Consider the following 5,467-nt stretch of genomic DNA (forward strand, 5'->3'; position numbering starts at 1 on the left):
CCGTCTCGCGATACGCGTCTACCATGTGCGAACCGAATGGGTTGAGCGACCCGGTGTCGCGCCGGGCGATGAAACTGCCCTCCTGCCCCACGACGTGCCCGAAACCGCCGTCGGCGAGCGCCGCCACCGGGTCGTCGCTGTGCTGCATCGCGACCGTGAGCACATCGTCGGGAACGTCGACCTGGACGGGGTTCCCCGCCGTCACGAGCGTCTCCACGTTGTAGTCGCCCTCCAACGCCAGCCGCGACGCACCCATCGCCCCCTGCGAATGCCCGACGACGTGCAGCGCGTCGTCGGGGGTCACCCCGGCATCCTCCAGCGCGGCGACGATCGCCGCGTACGAGGCGGCGTGGGAACCGAAGTACAGCTCCAGGTTCGACAGGATGTCGTGCGGTTCGGCCCCCGGCAGCCCCCACCACTGCGTCCCCGTGATGTAGACGACGAACGCGGTCTCACCGTCGGGCATGGTGTGCTTCTCGATGCGGATGCGACTGTCTTCGTCGCCCGGCATCCGGTCCATGAGATCGCCCACCGCCGTCGGCGCCGTCCCCTCGTGCTCGGCCACCCGCTGCACCTCGACGGCGGGCATGTCGCCGGCGAGGCGCTCGCCGGCGTGGACCCGCCCGCGCCCGGCCGTGTGGATGCCGGCGAGCAGACCCCACCCGGCGGCCAGGACCGGCAGCGCCAGCGGACCCGCCCCGGCCGCCACCCGCGTGATCACGTCGACGAGGCTCCCGCCGTACGCGAACCCCCACGCCCCGGCGAGCGCGAGGGGCCGCGCGGCCTGTTGCTCCAGCGCCGTCAGCCGTGCCTCCAGCCGCGCGATCAGCGCCTCGTCGCCCCCGAGCCGCGCGGCCGCGAGCGCCGCCTGGGCTTCGACGATCTCGTATTGGAGGGCGACCGCCGCGAGATCGCTCGCGTGCCCGTCGGCACCGGCCAGCGCTGTGGTCACGTCGGTCGTGACGACCTGCAGCAGGCTGCCCCCGGCGCCCATGGCTTGCAGCGGCGCGAGCGCCTGCTGCAGCAGGCGCAGCACGTCGATCACCCGGTCGGCCAGCATCCGCCAGCCCGCGGATGCCTCGCGGAGCGTCTCGGTGTCGATCGCGACGAGCGCGCCACCGCTGAGCTCCACCGTCACAGCGGCACCGACGCCTCGGCCCACAGCCTGCGCGCGAGGGCGTCGACCTCGTCGGCCGCGTACGGCAGCACACTGCGCACGCGGGACCACTCGGTGCACCAGTGCTCGGCCGACGCCCGGTAGTGCTCGGCGGCGCGCGACTGCCACGCGGTCGCCGTCTGCAGCCGACGCGCCTGCCCCTGCAGTTCATCCATCGTCGCCAACGCCGCAACCAGCTGCTCGTGCGCCGCACGAAGCGCGAGCGCCTGTTCCGCTGTTCCCGTCATGGCGCCAGCCTCGTGCACACCGACCCGCGGCGCGGACCCGGAAGGGCGAATCGTGGATGCCGCGACGACGACCCCACCTGTGCAGGAGACGATGTGTTCGCCACAATGGGAACCGTGACCCCCGTGTTCGACCCGTTCCGCGTGCTGTTCGTCTGCACCGGCAACATCTGTCGTTCGCCGATGGCGGAGGTCGTGTTCGCCCGATTCGCCGAAGGCGTCGGTCTCGCCGACCGCGTCCGCTCGGGCAGCGCGGGAACCGGCGACTGGCACGTCGGTGAACGCGCGGACGTGCGCACTCGGCATGCCCTGCAGCGACGCGGCTACGACGGCTCCGGTCACCGCGCCCGCCAGTTCACCCTCGACGATTTCGCCGCCAGCGACCTGATCGTCGCGCTCGACCGTTCCCACGACCGCATCCTGCACAGTTGGGCCCCCACCCCCGCCGACGCCGACAAGGTGGCGTTGCTGCTGTCGTTCGGGGAGGAGGACGTGCTCGACGTCCCCGACCCGTACTACGCCGACGCCGAGATGTTCGACGAGGTGCTCGCTATGATCGAGACTGCGTGCCGGGCGCTCTTCCGGCAACTCGAACCCGCGATTCGGCCGCTGTCCTGAGCGCCCGATCCCCACCGATCGGAGCTTCGTGACCTCTCTGCCGCCCCAGCCCCTCAGCCCCCTGGACGGCCGCTACGCCGCCGCCGTCACCGGACTGTCCGACTATTTGTCCGAGGCGGGCCTGAACCGTGCCCGCGTCGAGGTGGAGGTGGAGTGGATCATCGCTCTCACCGACCGCTCCCTGTTCGGCTCGGCTCCCCTGCCGGATGTCGACAAGGAGACGCTGCGCGGCCTGTACCGCGACTTCGGTCAGGCCGAGATCGACTGGCTCGCCGAGAAGGAGGCCGTCACCCGGCACGACGTGAAGGCCGTCGAGTATCTGGTGCGCGACCGGCTGGCTTCGCTCGGCCTGGACGCCGTCGCCGAGCTCACCCACTTCGCCTGCACCAGCGAAGACATCAACTCCGCGTCCTATGCCCTCACCGTCAAGCGTGCCGTCACCGAGGTGTGGCTGCCGAGGTTGCGGTCCGTGATCGACGCGCTGACGGCCCTCGCCACCGAGCACCGGGATGCCGCGATGCTTAGCCGCACGCACGGGCAGCCGGCCACCCCCTCGACGATGGGCAAGGAACTGGGTGTGTTCGCGTGGCGGCTGCAGCGCGTCGCGGATCAGATCGCCGGCGGCGACTACCTCGCGAAGTTCTCCGGGGCGACCGGCACGTGGTCGGCGCATCTGGCCGCCGCCCCCGACGTCGACTGGCCGGAGCTGTCGCGCGCGTTCATCACAGGTCTGGGCATCGACTTCAACGTCTACACGACGCAGATCGAGTCGCACGACTGGCAGGTGGAGTTGTACGACCGGGCACGGCACGCCGGCGGCATCCTGCACAACCTCGCCACCGACATCTGGACGTACATCTCGATGGGGTTCTTCGCGCAGATCCCCGTCGCGGGGGCGACCGGGTCGTCGACCATGCCGCACAAGATCAACCCGATCCGGTTCGAGAACGCCGAGGCGAACCTCGAGATCGCCGGCGGACTGTTCTCGACCCTGGCCTCCACCCTCGTCACCTCGCGGATGCAGCGCGACCTGACCGATTCGACGACCCAGCGCAACATCGGTGTCGCGTTCGGGCACTCGCTGCTCGCCCTCGACAACCTGTCGCGCGGGCTGACGGAGATCTCGCTGTCGCGCGACGTGCTGCGGGCCGACCTCGACGCGAACTGGGAGGTGCTGGCCGAAGCGATCCAGACCGTCGTGCGCGCCGAGATCGTCGCCGGCCGCTCGCAGATCACCGACCCGTACGCGCTGCTGAAAGACCTGACCCGCGGGCGGCGTGTGGGCGCCCCCGAACTGGCGGAGTTCGTGCGCGGCCTCGACATCGGCGATGCCGCGAAGCAGCGCCTGCTGGCGTTGACCCCCGCGGGCTACGCGGGCCTGGCCGACGGCCTCGTCGACCGGCTGGGCTGACCTCCCCGCGGGTCAGCCCGCGTCGGAGCGCGGCTGGGCCCCGGTGTCGTCGTCTTCGGGCGGGAGCAACACGCCGGTGTCGACCGTGTGGGTGATCTGCCTCGGATCGACGGCCAGCATGAGCAGGGCCGTGATCACCAGCGTCGCGATGAAGGCGACACCCGCCACGATGAGGGCGACCACGATGACGTGCTGACGCTGCCCGCCGTCGAGGTTCTGGAAGAACCCCATCGTCACCAGGGCGATGACCCCGGCGAACACGGCCGCGCCGAAGGCCAGGCCGAGCAGCTGCACCGGCTTCATGAGGTCGCGGCGAGTGGGTTTCGAATCGGTCATGCGCGCTCCCCGGCGGTGGCGGTCGTGCGGTCGGCAGTCTGGCGGCGAGGCGACAGCCCCGCGATCGCGAGGAACACGGCGACGACGGCCGCGTAGCCCCCGAACAGACCGACGCCGATGGTGGTGCCGGTGAGCGTGAACCACTGCCCGGCGTCGTGGATGAAGTACTCGAGGCTGTAGGCCGGATTGACGATCAGCAGGGCCACGCCCAGTGCGATCGTGATCGCCCCGATCAGGATCGCGTCACGCGCCTCGGTGTCGCCGCGGCGCCGGGCGACGATGCCCGACACCAGTTCGGCGGTGCCCGAGGCCAGGGCCCACGTGATGACGACCGCGAAGAACAGTGTCGCCGAGCGCAGCGGCGGCAGGCCGCTGGCCATCCCGGCGACGAGACACAGGATGCCGAGCAGGATGCCGGGAGTCCGCCGCCCCGCCGGGTGGACCAGCCACGCCGACAGCAGGAAGACCAGCCCGGTGGCGATCGCGAACCCGCTGAACACCGACAGCCCGACGGCGGCGGAGTGATCGGCCGAGAACGTGATCATCGCCGCGGCGAGGGCCGCGAACAGCGCGCGCGCAAGCTGGAGGTGGCGCACCTCGAAGCGACGTGGAGCGGTATCGGACACGGCGGAACTCGTCTGCTGGCGGAAGCGGAATCCCCTCCAGTCTAAGAGGTCGCGCCACGACGTGTTCGGCATCCGCCGTTCCGGCACGGCGCCGCGACGTGACGTGTTCAGCATTCAGTCTCGGCGCCGCACCGCGACACCCGCCGACACGACGCAGCCGGGCGGTCAGGCGCCGAAGAATGCGAGCGCCTCGGCGCGGAACACGCGCGACCCGGGCGCGTTGAAGTGGTGACGGTCGGGGATCTCCACGAAACGGCCCTGCGGGGTGGCCGCGGCCAGGGCACGAGAGCCTGCGATGATGCCGTCTTGCGAACCGGTGGCCAGCAGCACCGGCTGCCGTGGCGCGCGCACGGCGGGATCGGGGTCGGCGTTGCCGGATGCCCGCATCCCCCGCGCGATCGCCAGCAGCGCAGCCAGGTCGTTTCCGGCGACACGTTCGGTGAGCCGAATGTAGTTCTGCGTCGTCGGGTCGGTGACCGGCACGCCGTCCTCGATGTACGCCCGGGCCTGGTCGAGGTCGAGGCGGGCCAGCGGCACACCGTCGGGAACGCCCCCGAGCACCACCCGCTCCACCCGGTCGGGCAGGTCGATCGCGACCTCCCAACCCACCCGCGCGCCCAGGGAGTAGCCGAGGTAGTAGGCGGTGTCAACGAGGTAGGTGTCCATGACCGACTCCACGTCGTCGGCCAGGGTGCGCAGCGCGTAGTCGCCGGGCTGGTGCGGTTTGTCGCTGGCGCCGTGTCCGCGCTGATCGAGAGCGAGCACGCGGTAGCCGGCACGGGTGAGGTCGCGCACCCAACCGGTGTTGACCCAGTTGTCCCGCGCGCTGGAGGCAAACCCGTGAACCGCCACCACGACGGGGGCATCCGGATCACCCCACGTGTACGTGGCAATGCGATGCCCCTCCGGCGACATGATGAACTGCGGGTCGGGCATCTCGGTCAACGCGGGCAGCGGCGTCGTCATCCCCACATTCTGCCCCAGCCCCGCAACAGCAGGCGAACGTGCGAACGGCCGCGACCCCGGTGGGTCGCGGCCGTCGCGGACTGCCGGTTACTTGGCGTCGTTGGCGCTG

7 protein-coding genes are annotated in these 5,467 nt (G+C 71.1%); 2 read left to right on the forward strand and 5 right to left on the reverse strand.

Features of this window, described 5'->3' with window-relative positions; translation table 11 throughout:
- Together ACK5KK_RS12020 and ACK5KK_RS12025 are read right to left on the reverse strand one after the other, a co-directional pair.
- Nucleotides 1-1,138: hypothetical protein (locus ACK5KK_RS12020; RefSeq protein WP_416890319.1), on the reverse strand; the 1,138-nt coding region annotated here is incomplete at its 3' end.
- Nucleotides 1,135-1,404 (reverse strand): hypothetical protein, encoded by a 270-nt coding sequence (locus ACK5KK_RS12025; RefSeq protein ID WP_416890320.1) that lies wholly within the window; start codon nucleotides 1,402-1,404, stop codon nucleotides 1,135-1,137. The genes ACK5KK_RS12025 and ACK5KK_RS12020, both read right to left, overlap by 4 nt.
- 105 nt (nucleotides 1,405-1,509) lie before the next feature.
- On the opposite strand from ACK5KK_RS12025, the gene ACK5KK_RS12030 reads away from it, so the two are divergent.
- Together ACK5KK_RS12030 and purB are read left to right on the forward strand one after the other, a co-directional pair.
- Entirely contained in the window at nucleotides 1,510-2,019 is a 510-nt protein-coding gene (locus ACK5KK_RS12030; protein ID WP_416890324.1) for a low molecular weight protein-tyrosine-phosphatase, read from the forward strand.
- A 28-nt stretch (nucleotides 2,020-2,047) separates the two neighbouring features.
- A complete protein-coding gene (purB, locus tag ACK5KK_RS12035) occupies nucleotides 2,048-3,430 on the forward strand; it encodes an adenylosuccinate lyase (RefSeq protein ID WP_416890321.1) in 1,383 nt (460 codons plus the stop codon).
- 12 nt (nucleotides 3,431-3,442) lie between these two features.
- Here purB and ACK5KK_RS12040 read toward each other — a convergent pair whose 3' ends face one another.
- The 3 genes from ACK5KK_RS12040 to ACK5KK_RS12050 all read right to left on the reverse strand — a co-directional run bounded on the left by ACK5KK_RS12040 (nucleotide 3,443) and on the right by ACK5KK_RS12050 (nucleotide 5,358).
- A complete protein-coding gene (locus ACK5KK_RS12040) occupies nucleotides 3,443-3,766 on the reverse strand; it encodes an amino acid transporter (protein WP_416890322.1) in 324 nt (107 codons plus the stop codon).
- Nucleotides 3,763-4,392 (reverse strand): acyl-CoA synthetase, encoded by a 630-nt coding sequence (locus ACK5KK_RS12045; RefSeq protein WP_416890325.1) that lies wholly within the window; start codon nucleotides 4,390-4,392, stop codon nucleotides 3,763-3,765. Before ACK5KK_RS12045 ends, ACK5KK_RS12040 begins: the two co-directional genes overlap by 4 nt.
- A 165-nt stretch (nucleotides 4,393-4,557) precedes the next feature.
- Nucleotides 4,558-5,358, reverse strand: coding sequence for an alpha/beta fold hydrolase (locus tag ACK5KK_RS12050; RefSeq protein ID WP_416890323.1), 801 nt, complete (start codon nucleotides 5,356-5,358; stop codon nucleotides 4,558-4,560).
- Nucleotides 5,359-5,467: the final 109 nt, after the last annotated feature.

Source organism: Microbacterium sp., assembly GCF_047972865.1.
Lineage (GTDB): Bacteria > Actinomycetota > Actinomycetes > Actinomycetales > Microbacteriaceae > Microbacterium.

What these genes read in the sequence shown, in the direction of transcription:
- ACK5KK_RS12050 (WP_416890323.1), bottom strand. Translation starts at nt 5,358, where the DNA reads ATGACGACGCCGCTGCCCGCGTTGACCGAGATGCCCGACCCGCAGTTC.
- ACK5KK_RS12025 (WP_416890320.1), bottom strand. Translation starts at nt 1,404, where the DNA reads ATGACGGGAACAGCGGAACAGGCGCTCGCGCTTCGTGCGGCGCACGAG.
- ACK5KK_RS12030 (WP_416890324.1), top strand. Translation starts at nt 1,510, where the DNA reads ATGGGAACCGTGACCCCCGTGTTCGACCCGTTCCGCGTGCTGTTCGTC.
- ACK5KK_RS12040 (WP_416890322.1), bottom strand. Translation starts at nt 3,766, where the DNA reads ATGACCGATTCGAAACCCACTCGCCGCGACCTCATGAAGCCGGTGCAG.